At 42.9% G+C, this 14,541-nt stretch carries 13 protein-coding genes; 7 read left to right on the forward strand and 6 right to left on the reverse strand.

The window, feature by feature from the left end; translation table 11 throughout:
- Nucleotides 1-350: 350 nt before the first annotated feature.
- Together gyrA and lnt are read left to right on the forward strand one after the other, a co-directional pair.
- Nucleotides 351-2,984, forward strand: coding sequence for a DNA gyrase subunit A (gene gyrA / locus CYLST_RS04645; RefSeq protein WP_015206550.1), 2,634 nt, complete (start codon nt 351-353; stop codon nt 2,982-2,984).
- Nucleotides 2,981-4,672, forward strand: coding sequence for an apolipoprotein N-acyltransferase (gene lnt / locus CYLST_RS04650; RefSeq protein ID WP_015206551.1), 1,692 nt, complete (start codon nt 2,981-2,983; stop codon nt 4,670-4,672). Before gyrA ends, lnt begins: the two co-directional genes overlap by 4 nt.
- Nucleotides 4,673-4,860: 188 nt before the next feature.
- Here lnt and CYLST_RS04655 read toward each other — a convergent pair whose 3' ends face one another.
- Nucleotides 4,861-5,889: a hypothetical protein gene (locus tag CYLST_RS04655; RefSeq protein ID WP_015206552.1), complete on the reverse strand. Its 1,029-nt coding sequence runs from the start codon at nt 5,887-5,889 to the stop codon at nt 4,861-4,863.
- 59 nt (nt 5,890-5,948) lie between these two features.
- Between CYLST_RS04655 and CYLST_RS04660 the strand changes: the two genes are divergently transcribed.
- On the forward strand, nt 5,949-7,028 hold the full coding sequence (locus tag CYLST_RS04660) for a D-alanine--D-alanine ligase family protein (protein ID WP_015206553.1): 1,080 nt from the start codon (nt 5,949-5,951) through the stop codon (nt 7,026-7,028).
- Nucleotides 7,029-7,199: 171 nt separating this feature from the next.
- A complete protein-coding gene (locus CYLST_RS04665) occupies nt 7,200-7,853 on the forward strand; it encodes a hypothetical protein (protein ID WP_015206554.1) in 654 nt (217 codons plus the stop codon).
- Between the two features lie 155 nt (nt 7,854-8,008).
- On the opposite strand, the gene CYLST_RS04670 is transcribed toward CYLST_RS04665, so the two are convergent.
- A complete protein-coding gene (locus CYLST_RS04670) occupies nt 8,009-8,545 on the reverse strand; it encodes a hypothetical protein (RefSeq protein ID WP_015206555.1) in 537 nt (178 codons plus the stop codon).
- Nucleotides 8,546-9,060: 515 nt separating this feature from the next.
- On the opposite strand from CYLST_RS04670, the gene CYLST_RS04675 reads away from it, so the two are divergent.
- On the forward strand, nt 9,061-10,338 hold the full coding sequence (locus tag CYLST_RS04675; protein ID WP_015206556.1) for an RNA-guided endonuclease InsQ/TnpB family protein: 1,278 nt from the start codon (nt 9,061-9,063) through the stop codon (nt 10,336-10,338).
- 146 nt (nt 10,339-10,484) lie between these two features.
- On the opposite strand, the gene CYLST_RS04680 is transcribed toward CYLST_RS04675, so the two are convergent.
- Nucleotides 10,485-10,823, reverse strand: a complete 339-nt coding sequence (locus tag CYLST_RS04680) for a hypothetical protein (RefSeq protein WP_015206557.1) — start codon at nt 10,821-10,823, stop codon at nt 10,485-10,487.
- Here CYLST_RS04680 and CYLST_RS36330 point away from each other — a divergent pair.
- Nucleotides 10,809-10,934: a hypothetical protein gene (locus CYLST_RS36330; protein ID WP_281172807.1), complete on the forward strand. Its 126-nt coding sequence runs from the start codon at nt 10,809-10,811 to the stop codon at nt 10,932-10,934. The genes CYLST_RS04680 and CYLST_RS36330 overlap by 15 nt on opposite strands.
- A gap of 63 nt (nt 10,935-10,997) precedes the next feature.
- Here the strand turns inward: CYLST_RS36330 and CYLST_RS04685 are convergent, their stop codons facing one another.
- A complete protein-coding gene (locus CYLST_RS04685) occupies nt 10,998-11,375 on the reverse strand; it encodes a Lin0512 family protein (protein ID WP_015206558.1) in 378 nt (125 codons plus the stop codon).
- Nucleotides 11,376-11,552: 177 nt separating this feature from the next.
- Between CYLST_RS04685 and CYLST_RS04690 the strand changes: the two genes are divergently transcribed.
- Nucleotides 11,553-12,572 carry a S66 peptidase family protein gene (locus CYLST_RS04690; protein WP_015206559.1) on the forward strand — a complete coding sequence of 340 codons (1,020 nt, stop codon included), beginning with the start codon at nt 11,553-11,555 and terminating at the stop codon, nt 12,570-12,572.
- A 1-nt stretch (nt 12,573) separates the two neighbouring features.
- Here the strand turns inward: CYLST_RS04690 and CYLST_RS04695 are convergent, their stop codons facing one another.
- Together CYLST_RS04695 and CYLST_RS04700 are read right to left on the reverse strand one after the other, a co-directional pair.
- The gene (locus CYLST_RS04695; protein ID WP_015206560.1) at nt 12,574-13,464 is read right to left on the reverse strand and encodes a UTP--glucose-1-phosphate uridylyltransferase; all 891 of its coding nucleotides are present in this window, start codon (nt 13,462-13,464) and stop codon (nt 12,574-12,576) included.
- Nucleotides 13,451-14,500 carry a mevalonate kinase family protein gene (locus tag CYLST_RS04700; RefSeq protein ID WP_015206561.1) on the reverse strand — a complete coding sequence of 350 codons (1,050 nt, stop codon included), beginning with the start codon at nt 14,498-14,500 and terminating at the stop codon, nt 13,451-13,453. The genes CYLST_RS04695 and CYLST_RS04700 overlap by 14 nt, the downstream gene beginning before the upstream one ends.
- Nucleotides 14,501-14,541: the final 41 nt, after the last annotated feature.

Raw genomic sequence — 14,541 nt, forward strand, 5'->3', positions numbered from 1 at the left:
TCTTTGCCAGTGGGATTGGCTTTTTTCCCGCTCTCTTCCTTTAATTAAATCTTAACTCAAGTTCCAACCATCCCTTGAAGAGGCAAAAAATTAGAAATAAAAAATTTAAAATAACCAGGAAATTTTTTAGTTTAGATTGGCAATTTTTTAGGCTAACAAATTAGCAACCATTAATTATTTACTTACAAGATATCTGGCAAGACAGATGAGTTAGCTTGCCCGGCAAATAAAGACTATATTGTGTTAGTATTGTAGCTAAATATGGCAACTATTCAAGATTAATTTGACATAATTTTGTATTTTGTCAACTAGAAAGGCTAAAATCTACGATTTTTGGAGTTTTTTAGGCTATGACAACCTCACAGGAGAGGATTATCCCGACAGATTTGCGGAACGAAATGTCCCGCTCATATCTGGAATACGCCATGAGCGTGATTGTCGGTCGGGCGTTGCCAGATGCCAGGGATGGCCTCAAACCTGTGCATCGTCGCATTCTCTACGCCATGCACGAGCTGGGTCTGTTGCACGATCGCCCCTTTCGGAAATGTGCCCGTGTCGTGGGTGAAGTGCTGGGTAAATATCACCCCCACGGCGACACGGCTGTGTATGATGCCTTGGTGCGGATGGCGCAGGATTTTTCCATGCGATCGCCTTTAATTAACGGTCACGGTAACTTCGGTTCTGTAGACAACGACCCGCCGGCGGCAATGCGGTACACAGAATGTCGCTTGCAAGGTCTGACCAGCGCCGCCCTACTGCAAGATATCGAAGCGGAAACGGTAGACTTTGCCGATAACTTCGACGGTTCCCAACAAGAACCCACAGTCCTACCATCGAGAATCCCCCAGTTACTGCTCAACGGTTCCTCTGGAATTGCCGTCGGCATGGCAACCAACATTCCCCCCCATAATTTGGGAGAATTGATTGATGGAATAGTTGCATTAATTCACAACCCAGAAATCACTTCTCTGGAATTAATGCAGTACATCCACGGGCCAGATTTTCCCACCGGGGCGCTGGTTTTGGGAACAGGGGCGATTAAAGAAGCTTACACCACCGGGCGCGGTTCCATCACCATGCGCGGCGTCGCTAACATTGAAACCATTGAACAGCGAGGAAGACCGGAAAAAGAAGCAATTATCATCACCGAATTGCCTTATCAAACCAACAAAGCGGCGCTAATTGAAAAAATTGCCGAATTGGTGAATGATAAACGCATCGATGGCATCTCTGATCTCCGGGATGAAAGCGATCGCGATGGGATGCGAATAGTCATCGAACTCAAGCGCGATGCCTATCCCCGTGTTGTCCTCAACAACCTCTACAAGCAAACCCCACTCCAAGCCAACTTTGGGGCGAATATGCTGGCCTTGGTGAACGGCGAACCCCAAATCCTCGCCCTGAAAGAGTTCTTATCCGTCTTCCTCGATTTCCGCATTGAAACCATTAACAGACGCACCCGTTACCAACTACGGAAAGCCGAAGAACGAGATCATCTGTTGCAAGGTTTATTAATTGCGCTGTCTCATTTAGATGCAATTATTATCTTGATTCGCCATGCCCCCGATGCACCCACCGCCAAAGGTGAGTTAATCACAAGTTATGGACTTTCGGAAGTGCAAGCAGATGCAATTTTGCAAATGCAACTGCGGCGGTTAACAGCCCTAGAAGCCGATAAAATTCGTCTAGAACACGAAGAATTACAAACCCAGATCGCCGACTTAAAGGATATCTTGGACAGACGGGAGAGAGTGCTAGAAATCATTGAAACCGAAATCTCGGTGATCAAAGCTAACTTCTCCACACCCCGCCGCACAATCATTACCCACGCCGAAGGGGAAATTGATGAACGTGATTTGATAGCGAATGAAAAAGCTTTAATTTTGCTGACAGAACACGGTTACATCAAACGGATGCCCGTTAGCACCTTTGAGGCTCAAAGCCGTGCTACCAGAGGCAAAGCTGGGGCTAAAGTTAAAGATGATGACAACATCGAGCATTTCTTAACTTGCTGTGATCACGATAGCGTTTTATTTTTTAGCGATCGCGGCGTCGTCTACTGCCTAAAAGCCTATCAAATTCCCCTCGGTTCCCGCACCAGTCGCGGTACACCGATTGTGCAAATGCTGCCCATTCCCAAAGAAGAAAAAATTACCTCGATTGTCCCCGTTGACGAGTTTACCAATGAAGAATATCTAGTCATGCTCACCAAAGGCGGCAATATCAAAAAAACCGCATTGGAAGCCTTTAGCCACATTCGCGCCAACGGCTTAATTGCCATTTCCTTAGAAGAAGGCGACCAACTGCGCTGGGTACGCCGCGCTAGAGTTGAAGATAGCGTTATCGTTGGTTCCCGTCATGGAATGGCGATTCACTTCCGCTGCAACCACGAACAATTGCGTCCCCTCGGTAGGGCAACTCGTGGAGTAAAATCCATGAAACTGAAAAAAGGTGACGAACTGGTGGGGATGGATATCCTACCCGCAGCAGTTCTCGACACTTTGAACCCAGAGACAGAAGAAGAATTGGTGGGAACCCTGGATACTTTGAATCCAGAGACAGAAGCGGAAGTCGAAGATATTGTCGAAACCGAAGTCGAAACCGAAGAGGCAGAAGTACCTGGTAATGGGAATGTCGGCCCTTGGGTGTTGGTGATTACCGTCGGTGGATATGGCAAACGTGTGCCAGTAGCCCAATTCCGATTGCAAAAACGCGCCGGACAGGGTTTGATGGCCACCAAATTCAAAAACCGCAAAACCAAAGACCAACTAGCAACCCTGCGGATAGTCAACAACGACGAAGAGATCATGATGGTCACAAGTCGCGGTATTATCATTCGGCAAGCGGTGAATGCGATTTCCACACAATCGCGATCGGCCACAGGGGTGCGAGTGCAGCGCCTAGACGAAGATGATGCACTAACCGCCGTGGCAATAGTTCCCCCCGATACTGGTGATACAGGCGAATTGGAAGAAGTGGAATGAAGGAAAAAGTAAAAAGTAAAAAGGTAAAAGAAAAAAGCCCACAATTATCTTTTTACCTTTTACTTTCCCTCGCTAGCGGCATATTCATGGGGCTAACCGTCGCCCCCATCGGCGCATGGTTCCTCGCCTGGATAGCCCTAGCCCCCCTCTGGGTGTTGGTTGTGAAATCTGCACCCAGCAAAAAAAACCCTGTCCCCTTCGCCTTAGCTTGGGCTATCGGCTACCACGGCATCGCCCTATCCTGGATAACCGGCATTCATCCAATGGATTGGTTAGGCGTTCCCTGGCTCCCAAGTTTATTAATAACCCTCTTCTGTTGGGCATTCATCAGCCTCTGGGGAGGGTTATTAGTATCCGTCTGGGCAGCTTCTATGGTGCAACTAGACAAGCAAAAACCTTGGTTACGCATACTTATAGGCACAGCCCTTTGGTGCGGCTTAGAGAGCCTTTGGAGTTCAGGAGCCTTGTGGTGGAGTAGCCTAGCTTACACCCAATCACCGCAAAACCTCCTAATTTTGCATCTTGGTCAACTCTCCGGAACCAGCACCATTACAGCAATAATAGTCGCCGTCAACGGCCTAATCGCCGAAGCTTGGATTAATCACCAAAAAAACATCGCAGTTATTGCTTCATTGCCCACCCCGCATTTGCTCCCCTCCTCCCTTGCGGGGAGGGTTTGGGGGTGGGGTCAAAGTGTATTCCACGCAAGCAATAACCGCTATAAAAATACCTCTGCGTCCTCTGCGTCTCTGCGGTTCGTTAATCCATATTTAACAACAGCCACAATATTATTAATTACCTCTCATCTCCTAGGTTTTCTTTTATATATTCGTCCCATCGCCCAACCACCAGAAACAGCCTTAAAAATAGGAATTATTCAAGGCAATATTCCCAACATCATTAAACTGCGTCCTGAAGGATACCGTCGTGCGATCGCAGGTTACACCAATGGATACATAACCTTAGCAGAACAAAATGTAAATGGAGTTCTCACCCCAGAAGGAGCCTTACCTTTTTTCCAGCGCGACTTAAGCAAAACTTCCTTAGTTGCAACAGTGCGACAAAAAAACGTAGTTGCTTGGATTGGTGCATTTGGCGAACGGGAAAGCAGTTATACAAATAGCTTATTTACTATTGCCAGTAACGGTGAAATTATCAGCCGTTACGATAAATCTAAATTAGTACCTTTGGGAGAATATATTCCCTTTGAAGAAATTATCGGCGGAATTATTTCCCGATTATCACCACTAGATGAACATCAAGTTCCCGGTGCAGCCAATCAAGTTTTTGATACTCCTTTTGGACGGGCGATTGTTGGTATTTGTTATGAATCTGCATTTCCTGAACAATTCCGCCGTCAAGCTGCGGTAGGTGGGCAATTTATCCTCAGTTCTTCTAATGATGCCCATTACACACCAGCGATGTCAGCCCAACACCATGCCCAGGATATCATGCGGGCTATTGAAACCGATAGATGGGCAGTGCGGGCTACAAATACCGGATATTCAGCCTTTGTTGACCCTCATGGTAGAACATTGTGGCGATCGCAATATAACACTTATGAAATCCACGCGGAAACCATTTATCGCCGGCAAACACAAACTTTATATGTGCGTTGGGGTGATTGGTTAACACCTTTGTTGTTGGGGTTGGGTGTTTTGGGTTGGTTTGTGGTAAAGGGGGATTAAGAGGATGTTTCAAAAGTATTGGGCGAATATAATTCGCTACTACACAAGCAAAGTCCACCTCCGTGGACTAACGAAAAATCAATATTTTTAACCCGCGCAGGCGGGTTTTGTCTGTGTAGCCGCGACTTCTAGTCGCCAGGGCTAGTAATAAATTAGACCTTACAAACATCCTCTAAATTTTAGCGCCACTACGAGGATATCAAAGATTCAACATAATTAATATAATTAATGGCATCTAATGCTGCTTCATATGCTTTGGAAGCATCTTCTTTGGTTACTCCATTATATCCTTGATGTATTACTTCATTACGTAAAAGATAGCAGTTGTCGTACCAACTTTTCAGTTCTGGCTGAGAAACTGTTTTCCATCCGGCTGGTGCAGTTGTAAACCAATTAACACTACTATTACCAGAATTAATTAATTTTGCAGATAATATTTCCTGTAATTTTATTACCTTATCATATAAATTTAATTTGAGGAGTTTAGAACTGTTAAATGTTGGGTCTAAACGGTAAATCGTATCGGGTACAAAACTCTCAAAAGCTGTGTTAGCTTCAACAGGAACAAGTCGGTATTTTCCTCGCCAGATATAATTTCGAGCAGAATTAAGTAAATCTTTATATATAGGAATAGGAGTCCCATCTTTGAGCGATTTTTGGATATTGTTAATTATCTCAGTCTCTCTTTGAACTGCTCGGTCAAAAAGCATTGTATGAGGCAAAGGTTTTGTTATAACGGAATTTTTTACTTCATTAAAGTCTTCATCAATAAGTACAAATGTAAAAGGAAATAAATCTGTTTCTACTAACGGAATTATATGAAACGATTTTTCACTATCTTGGTCTCTGTATACTTCTAAAAACCTATGAACAGACAATAAAGATAATTTTGTGTAATGTTCTATATTATCCTTATGAGTAGTTTCCCAATTTGGACAACTGATATCTATTTCTTGATCAATTACAATCGAAAATTTGGTTCTACCTGCATAACCAAAAATATCATGGGGAATTTCTATATTTTTTCTCTGCTCTTGTACGGCTTCACTCAATTTTTTTTCTAGAGGAATAAAAACTGATCGCTGTTTAAGATGGAAATTGCTGCAATCTAAAATGATGATTTTGTTTGTGGTGGGTGATTTATCTTTTTGATGAAGGGTGGAAGGACTAAAGTCCTTACTACGAACGGTGGGCGAAAATTTTAATTTGAAACTCAATCGTTAGTTTGCTCTCGCTGTGGTACGCTATCTGCTTTAGAAGTATATAGGTACTGAATATGGCTAAACTACGGGTGGGCTTGCTGTTTGGTGGACGTTCTGGTGAGCATGAAGTTTCTATAAGTTCAGCAAGAGCGATCGCAAATGCCTTAAGTGCAGAGGAAAATGCTGATAAGTACGAAATTGTCCCTTTTTATATCCAAAAGGATGGTTTTTGGCAAGCTGGGGAAGTCGCACAACAAGTTTTAGACTCCGGTGTTGCTATTGAAAATTCGGCGGTAACTCCTAATTTATGGCAATTTCCCGCACAAGCCTCAGAAATAGAACTTTGGTTTCCGATTCTCCACGGGCCTAATGGTGAAGACGGGACAATTCAAGGGTTACTCAGTTTGATGCAAGTTCCCTTTGTTGGTTCTGGGGTGTTGGGTTCGGCTACGGGGATGGATAAAATCGGGATGAAGGTGGCTTTTGCTCAAGCTGGACTTCCCCAGGTGAAATATCAGGCATTAACGCGATCGCAAATTTGGTCAAATCCTTGTGTGTTTCCGAAACTCTGCGATCAGATAGAAGCTGAATTGGGCTATCCCTGTTTTGTCAAACCTGCTAACTTGGGTTCATCGGTGGGTATTGCTAAAGTGCGATCGCGTTCTGAATTAGAAGCAGCCTTAGATAACGCCGCTAGTTATGACAGAAGGATAATTGTCGAAGCTGGTGTTGTCGCTAGAGAAGTGGAATGTGCCGTTTTAGGCAATGATCAAGCTCAAGCTTCGATCGTCGGCGAGATTACTTTTGATAGCGATTTTTATGATTATGAAACTAAATATACTCAAGGTAAAGCCGATTTATTGATTCCCGCACCCCTCCCAGAGGGGATTATTCAGCGAATTCAAGAAATGGCTTTGCTCGCTTTTGCTGCGGTTGACGCTGCTGGGTTGTCAAGAGTGGACTTCTTTTATGTGGAAGCTACAGGGGAAATTTTGATTAACGAAATCAATACTTTACCAGGTTTCACTGCTACGAGTATGTATCCCCAACTCTGGGCCCAGACTGGCATTCCCTTTGCCAAATTAGTTGATCAGTTGATTCAATTTGCTCTCTTAAGGCATTCTGGGGAGCAACCAAGAGAAGATATCCAGTAATAGTAATCCAAAAAATAGATGATTCCGTAGGGGCAGGGTCTCCCCGCCCTCTCCTCTCTCCTCGAACAGGCAAGACGTCTATCCTACGACATAATTGAGATAGCACGGTTACTTAATGTTCACCTTCTCCAGTATAATGATATATACAGGGGTGCAGGTCTGAAAGTAATCATGAAAAATAGTCAGAGTGTACAGCACGAGCCAAGCCAAACAACGGGGAAAACTCCAAATCTGGCAAAAAATACATCCTTACCCATAGAGATGCTGGTACGGCATCCTTGGATGTTGTTACTTGGGTTGTTAGCAATTCCTGTCTCAATTGCTATTTTTGCTTTTAACAACCTGATTCAGGTGGCGGATGTGGCGCCGGCTGAACCGGAAAAAATCCAAAATGAAAGAATTGAAGAATCAATCAAAACGTCCGCTGAAACTGGCAATTCTATAGCTTTATGGATGGTATTTGCGATCGCTCTTAGCTGTGGAACTGGTAGCTGGATAATTTGGCGATGGGCTACGCCCCGCCCGAAGCAATCGCTCGAAAGTTCAAAGCATCTGCAAAAAGTCCGTAAACATATTAAACACAATCAGCAACGCTTGGTACAAAGCCGCTATCCAAGATTGAGTCCCAGCTTGTCAAATAATTTAGTAGCTTTTGTGCCACCTCCATCACTAAAGGAAGTGTTCACAACTTTACCGCAATCGGAACATCTGGTGACGGTTTTACCACCAGAAGAAAGCCATCATCTCGATGACAGCAAAGAATCTTTAGCAGACTTGCTGGATATCCGTAAACAGAGTTCTTTGTCTTCAATCTTACGGAAATAGTCAGTAGACAGGTGCAGTTAAAGTCAGGTAGAGAGGTTACATTTTACCTCTCTACAACGTGGGAATTTATTAGACATAGCAGCGAAAATTAAATATGCATTATCAGGGCGCCGAGGGCAGAATACCAGTCACAGCCTACTGCCCTCTAGCTCGCCTTAAACTCTGTTAAACTGAACGATTTCAAACTCAAAAGTCTTAATCAGCCGATCATCAATATATACCTCTATCTTATGCTTACCAACGGGATCACCAGGTGCGATCGTCCAAAAATTTTCAATCACACCATTGACAGCCGATTGTGTGCGCTTCGACACTGCTGTAGTGCCATCGGCTGAGATGGAGAAATCTTCATTATCCTGTGTACCCCAAGTTTCTGGAGGTTTTGGCAAGCGCAGAACCTCGCGCCATTTCACCTCACCCCGGTAATCTTGAAGTTGAATCCGCCACCCGTAAGCTTCACCTTCTTGAAGTTGCACTTTAGTTCTAGGGAAAAAAGTGACTTTACCCTGTGAGTCAACTATCTTTACCCCAAACTCAGCTTTACTGACAGATATCGGTTTACCATTGATTAACTGAGAAGATACTGGGGCATTCTCTGCCAAAACAGGAGTTGCATTGATCATCTCAACCCCTATAACCCCAGATATCAGCCAAAAAGAAGCTAGCACAAGCCTAGCAGCCCAAATTCCCATAAACTTCATTTTCCTGTCAGATATTGCTACTTATTCAATTATTCCGCTCTAGATTCCGGGTTCAGGTAAGAAAATAATCACTGATTAAGCATAAATACTCTCGATCACTGTTAGTGGTCAGTCGATTTTATATTTTCTCAAGTCCAAAATCTCCAGTCGATTACTTAATTAAAATCTCCATACTTTAGCTTAATCAAAAAGAAGCCCCACATCTGACCCGAAGGGCAGTGTGGGATGAATTTTTGGGCGATGACGAATTGACCCACAACCAAATCAATCCGTAGGATTGACAGGACAGTGGGTCGATGAGGAATCGCCATTTTTGACGTTAAGCGAATCGATAAAATCCTCAATTACATTGGTCATAGTTTTATCATGTTGAGCCGAATATAAACGCAGTTTATTTAATCTCCGCTCGGATATTCTCAGATTCAATGATTTGTTTTTCATAAATGCCTATACAACGCCTGTACGTTTATGCTATCGTTTGTATAGGTCGAAGGCAAGGACAAAAAATGAAAATCTCATACCAGTACAAAATTAAACCAACTAAAGAACAGGCGGAAAAAATCAATAAAACACTGGAAATGTTGCGTTGTCAATATAACTATTTGTTGGCTCAAAGATTTGACTGGTATGAGATGAATCGTAGTCCTATTGATAGATGTCCATTAATTTGTCATCTGCCCGAATTAAAAGAACAGCCTAACTATTACAATCAAAAAGCATCTCTAGTTCAACTCAAATTAGATAGACCTTGGTACAAAGATATTCACTCTCAGGTACTTCAAGAAGTTCCTAAGAAAGTTGAATTGGCTTTTGATAGATGGTTAAAAGGTGACATTAATGGCAAGAAATCAGGTAGACCTAGATTCAAGGGTCAAGGACAATACAAAACTTTTACTTATACCCAATTTAAAAGACATCATTTTGTTAACAACAAAATCACGCTATCAAAAATTGGAGATATCAAGGTAATTGTTCATCGCCCAATACCCGTTGGATTTGACATCAAAACTGTATCTGTCACCAAAAAAGCGGATGGTTACTACATCACTCTCAGCCTTGATGACAAATCAGTTCCTACAGTTAAGCCTGACTTTAATCCTGACAATATTGTTGGTATTGATGTTGGCTTAATTGATTTCTATGTAGCTTCTGATGATTCTAGAATCAAAGCACCTAAATATCTACGCAAAGCTGAACGCTTGCTTAAATCATTGCAGCGTATGGTATCAAGGCGTAAAAAAGGTTCTAACAGACGCAAAAAAGCTATTAAAAAATTGGGTAAACAGCATAAAAAAGTGGCTGATACTCGTAAAGACTTCCACTTTAAAACAGCTAAATTACTACTTGATAAGTATGATGTTATAGCTGTGGAAAAATTGAATATCAAAGGACTCGTTAAAACTAAATTGGCTAAAAGTATTAATGATGCTGCTTGGAGTCAGTTTGTAACCATACTTTTAAACAAAGCCGAGAATGCTGGTTTAAAAGTAATAGCTGTAAATCCAAACGGTACTAGCCTTGAATGCTCTAACTGCGGTCACAAGGTCAAAAAGTCGTTATCTCAAAGAATGCACAATTGTCCTGTATGTCATGCAAGCTTGTGTAGAGATTTAAATGCGGCTATAAATATAAAGAACCGTGGGACACACGGTCTTAAAGCTCAGTCAATGTCCGGATTAGGAGTCGCTGAGAAGCCCACACTTACCCAAAGGGAAGTGTGGGAGATGTCACACAGTATCACCCTAGCACCAGGAGGTAGGAGCAAAGGACGCTTGTACAGTTAGCTTTTCAAACTTTTTCAACTGGATAGTTATTTTCGCCACGCTGCACTAGTACTTTTTATTGGAGAATATGGGCTGCAATAGAAAATAAGATACAACATTGTTGCATCCTACTTTCAACCTATATTCCAATGAACGGTTCAGCCTGTTTAGTCTTCGTCAAGCGCCGGAAAAGTTTCTTCCAGCTTCCACAACGTATCTTTATTTTCGATAAACCAAATCCGCGTTTCAGTAGTTAATTTACTCCAAACAACTTCAGCGGGAATGTGGGGAGATGCGTATTGATACTCCTCACCGAGTGATTTTAGATTAGCTGCTACATCACGGGGAATACCAAAGTCTTCCCAGTCAACTTTTAAACTTCTTCCAGAAAGCCCCGCAGTGGGGTCAAAAACTAATTGTGCAGTTCTGATTAAATCGGCAAAGTGTTGCGGTTTGAGTCCGATACTATCCTGCATTTGTAGTGATTCGTTATGCTCTTGAGACATGATCGCTGGAGTGGTGAAGGTTGGTGGTTAATTGAACTTACTGCCAGAGATTATCCCAGTGCCTCTAGTTTAGCGCGGAAAATCAAGTCATATCAATTCTGTGTGATCTAGCCACAAATTCAGATCCCCCCACCTGTGGTGACCCCCTAAGAAAGGGGGTAAAAGAGACCAGCTTCATCGAGAAATAGTATCAGTTTCAATAAAAACTGTAACGGCAGCTACTGCAATCAACATTTCATCATTTTTATCGTTGAGGGAAGGAATTGCTAGCCCGTCAACCACCATACCCCCAGATTCTACTGTGAGACTTTTCCGGCCAAAGGGGAGTTCAGCTAACACTTCTGCTTCCCGCACTTGTTCGGGATAGGGTACGGCTATCTTAACGAACACAATCATCTCATTGGGGTCACTCAACCCAGCTATTTCCATAATACCGAGTAAGGCGTTATGTGCGATCGCATTTCTGACTGCTCTAGCAGCTGCTACCGTCGGTTCCTGCCCATGCTGATCTACACCCATCCCCATTTCAATAATAAAACGTTTAAGAGCCATTAGCTATCTCCAATAAATGCTGCAACTTTGACTCTATCCCTTTCTGGAAACTAATATTAAAGTTTCTCTGATTAATCCACCAGGAAATTGAGTAAGTGGGCTGCAACGCGATTGTTAGGCTTCGGTTGTACAAAGACAAGTATCATCGGATCAAAATATCTTCAGCATATATCCCCCATGAACATCAACCGCCGCCAATTTATTGCCACATTGGGACTAACTACTTTAGCCACCCAAATTCCCCCAGTTGCTGCCCAAACTCAACTATCTCCAAACACCATTCTCAAACCACCCCGCCTACAAATAGGTGATACTGTAGGATTAATTTCTCCGGCGGGTATTATTGACCGCAAAGACATCACAGATGCACAGCAAACTTTAGCAAAATTAGGGTTAAAAATAAAAATTGGCAAGCATCTTTTAGACCGTTATGGCTATTTAGCAGGTACAGATATAGACCGTGCTCAAGATGTTAACAATATGTTTGCAGATCAGTCTGTCAAAGCAATTATTGCGATGCGCGGTGGCTGGGGTTGTAATCGCATTTTACCCCTAATTAATTATCCCCTCGTTCGCAAATATCCCAAGATTATTATCGGGTACAGTGATATTACTTCTTTATCATTAGCAATTAATGCTCGTAGTCGGGTAATTACTTTTCATGGGCCAGTCGCCACCTCTACCTGGAATCAATTTACAGTAGATTACTTCCAGCGCATTTTATTTGATGGTGAAGCAGTAACCATGCGAAACTTAAACAATGGAGAAGGGCAAGTTAAGGTAATTTCACCAGGAAAATCTCAGGGTAAACTGATTGGTGGAAACTTGTCTGTTTTAGCTGCGATGGTGGGTTCAAATTACCTACCTTCTTGGAGAGAAAGTATTTTATTTGTGGAAGATATCGGCGAAGATATTTATCGCATAGACCGAATGCTAACGCAGTTAAAAACCGCAGGCGTTCTCAATCAAATTGCTGGCTTTATCTTTGGACAATGCACTGATTGTAAACTCGGAGATGAACCATCATTTACCTTAACCCAAGTGTTGCAAGACCACATCCTGCCTTTAGGCATTCCTGCCTGGTATGGTTCGATGATTGGTCACATTAAAGACAAATTTACAGTGCCGGTGGGTGTAGAAGTTGAAATAGACGCTGATGCAGGAACAATTAGGATGTTAGAAGCGGCTGTAAGATGAATTAACTCACATTTCTAAAATCAATCATCGTCTGCCGATAAGCATCTGGTAATCCCGTATCAAAACACTTACCTTTGACCATATATCCAGTTATGCCTTCGGCTTGACGTAATCTCTCAAGACAGGATGTTAGCTGAAATTCGCCTCTTTCTCGAAAATTTTGATTGATCTGTTCTGCCAAAAAATCAAAAATTTGCGGCGTTAGTAAATATAAACCAAACATACATAAAAATTCATCGAGTGCCATACCTTCTACACGTAAGTGCTGGCGGGCATATTCAACAGTTGGCTTCTCATATATTTGGGTGAGGGAAAGCAGCGAGTTTAACTCTTGCCAAACTCCGGTGACACACCCAGCTTTATGAATAATTTCTGCTGGCATCGTCGTTAAGCCAATTACGCTATGATTAACTTTTTCATATACATCTAAAACTTGTCTAGTAGAGGATTTTTCTATATTTGATGCATAAACATGGTCGCCTAGCATCAGCAGAAATGGCTCATTTTGCACCCAATCTTTAGCGCAAAATACTGCGTGTCCATAGCCTTCTTGTGTTGCTTGGGTTAAAATTGTAATCTTGCTACCTAAATCTTGGAGATATTGGCTATATTCTTGATTTTGCGGCGATAGTTTGGCGAAAAATTCTGGTTTGGGTGGATGTTTAAATAAATCTTGAAAAATTTCTTGGTCATCCGGTTGCACTACAATCCCAACTTCGGCAATTCCGGCGCTGATTGCTTCTTCCACAATTGCTAAAATCACAGGCTTTGCCCTGCCATCTTGATCAATAATTGGGAAAAGTTCTTTTTTGACAACTTTGGTAGCAGGAAATAAGCGTGTACCAAACCCCGCAGCGGGAATTACAGCTTTTCTGACTTTATTTTGCCGCATAAATAGTCAATTTTAAACATTGCATTTGGGGAAAGTCGCGATTAATTATCTCGATAAATTTTTGCTGACTTACCTCGTCTTTCAGAATAAATTGTGCAGTGCCATCTCCTTGGGAACCCACACCTTTACCACCGAAAATCAACTCTTGAATTGGTGGGTAATTTAGCAGTTGGTGCAGAATGGGTGCAGTTAACTGCCCAGGACAGGCGGGAATCAGATGCTGATCAAATTCTGCCTGTGCTTGTTTCATCAGCATACCAATTTTAGCTGCATCGCCTGTTTGCAGGGCGTCAATTGCTGCTTGGGTAATTTGATAACTAATGGCACCGAGGTATTTTTGCACATTTCTTTGTAGTTCGTTGGTAGCCAAGGGATAGCAGTCATTGAGGTGGCTGAGAATTTGTTGGGTATTTTTACTAGCCGCAAGATCGACGATCGCTAAAAATAAATTCTGCGGTGCTTTTAACTCGATGACATCAGTGTGATCGCCATCGAAGATCATCGCTATGGGGCGATCGCCATAAGCACAAGCTTGATCCATCCGTCCACAGCGGGAAGGCGTGGTAATTTCCCCCAGATAGGCAAACTCCATCTCCTCCTGCCGGCTCATCTTTAAGTCATACACCCTGTTAAATGCCCGCGCCACCAACACACAGAGGGCGGCACTGGAAGACAACCCTTTTTGAATTGGCAAATCTGTCAGGTAATTGTCAATATCCAATCCGCTGACGTCGTAGTGGGTGCTAATTTGGTAAGCCACACCAGCCGCATAACTGAAAAACCCGCCCTTTTCGGCTTCAGTCAGCAAAGTCCGCTGATCCATCGGTAAAGTTAGGATTTTATTACTACCATCAGTCAGAGAAGCCTGTAGTAGCAAATGGGTAGGATGCGACTTTACCTCGGCATACAGTCCCTGATTAGTTCCCACAAGCAACGTGTAGCCCTTTTTTAGTTCGCGATTGTAGCGACGATAACCTCCCGCCCAATCACTGTGTTCACCAAATAGACACAGACGCCCCGGAACAAAAATTTTCATATATTTCCGGGGCGAAGAATACGCCAAGGCCTTAATTTGTT

The organism is Cylindrospermum stagnale PCC 7417, assembly GCF_000317535.1.
GTDB lineage: Bacteria > Cyanobacteriota > Cyanobacteriia > Cyanobacteriales > Nostocaceae > Cylindrospermum > Cylindrospermum stagnale.

Bases quoted from the DNA above. Each gene is read 5' to 3' on its own strand.
- CYLST_RS04675 (WP_015206556.1), top strand. From the start codon at position 9,061: ATGAAAATCTCATACCAGTACAAAATTAAACCAACTAAAGAACAGGCG.
- CYLST_RS04690 (WP_015206559.1), top strand. From the start codon at position 11,553: ATGAACATCAACCGCCGCCAATTTATTGCCACATTGGGACTAACTACT.
- CYLST_RS04660 (WP_015206553.1), top strand. From the start codon at position 5,949: ATGGCTAAACTACGGGTGGGCTTGCTGTTTGGTGGACGTTCTGGTGAG.
- lnt (WP_015206551.1), top strand. From the start codon at position 2,981: ATGAAGGAAAAAGTAAAAAGTAAAAAGGTAAAAGAAAAAAGCCCACAA.
- CYLST_RS04695 (WP_015206560.1), bottom strand. From the start codon at position 13,464: ATGCGGCAAAATAAAGTCAGAAAAGCTGTAATTCCCGCTGCGGGGTTT.
- CYLST_RS04665 (WP_015206554.1), top strand. From the start codon at position 7,200: ATGAAAAATAGTCAGAGTGTACAGCACGAGCCAAGCCAAACAACGGGG.
- CYLST_RS36330 (WP_281172807.1), top strand. From the start codon at position 10,809: ATGCTCTTGAGACATGATCGCTGGAGTGGTGAAGGTTGGTGGTTAATT.
- CYLST_RS04685 (WP_015206558.1), bottom strand. From the start codon at position 11,375: ATGGCTCTTAAACGTTTTATTATTGAAATGGGGATGGGTGTAGATCAG.
- CYLST_RS04670 (WP_015206555.1), bottom strand. From the start codon at position 8,545: ATGGGAATTTGGGCTGCTAGGCTTGTGCTAGCTTCTTTTTGGCTGATA.
- gyrA (WP_015206550.1), top strand. From the start codon at position 351: ATGACAACCTCACAGGAGAGGATTATCCCGACAGATTTGCGGAACGAA.
- CYLST_RS04680 (WP_015206557.1), bottom strand. From the start codon at position 10,823: ATGTCTCAAGAGCATAACGAATCACTACAAATGCAGGATAGTATCGGA.
- CYLST_RS04700 (WP_015206561.1), bottom strand. From the start codon at position 14,500: ATGAAAATTTTTGTTCCGGGGCGTCTGTGTCTATTTGGTGAACACAGT.